This window comes from Pseudomonas sp. SIMBA_041, from assembly GCF_046535095.1.
Lineage (GTDB): Bacteria > Pseudomonadota > Gammaproteobacteria > Pseudomonadales > Pseudomonadaceae > Aquipseudomonas > Aquipseudomonas mucoides.
This window is the reverse complement of sequence record NZ_JAWRXJ010000484.1, coordinates 1-261: the sequence shown is the minus strand read 5'-3', so window position 1 is coordinate 261 and position 261 is coordinate 1. Positions and strand designations below refer to the sequence as shown.

The window sequence follows — 261 nt, the reverse complement described above, 5'->3', positions numbered from 1 at the left end:
AATCCATTTTGATTAATTTCTAATGACAAAATTATTTATTTAAAACAAATTATTCTACATCAAATTGAATTCCCAGCATTTCTTCACTTAATTTCCATAAACGCTCGGCATTTTCTTTGTCTATGGAATAAGGTTGAACGCCTCTTATTGTTGATGGATCATCATATCTGTGCTCGATTTGCCCTAAATCAATTTCAGCAATATCGCAATTTTCACAATAAACTCCACCCAAATTTTCAAGTAAAGGACTCGTTGCACACC

General features: G+C 32.2%; 1 pseudogene. It reads right to left on the bottom strand.

The window, feature by feature from the left end:
• Positions 1 to 49: 49 nt before the first annotated feature.
• A pseudogene (locus SB725_RS32015) lies at positions 50 to 261 on the bottom strand (hypothetical protein); the annotation flags it as partial.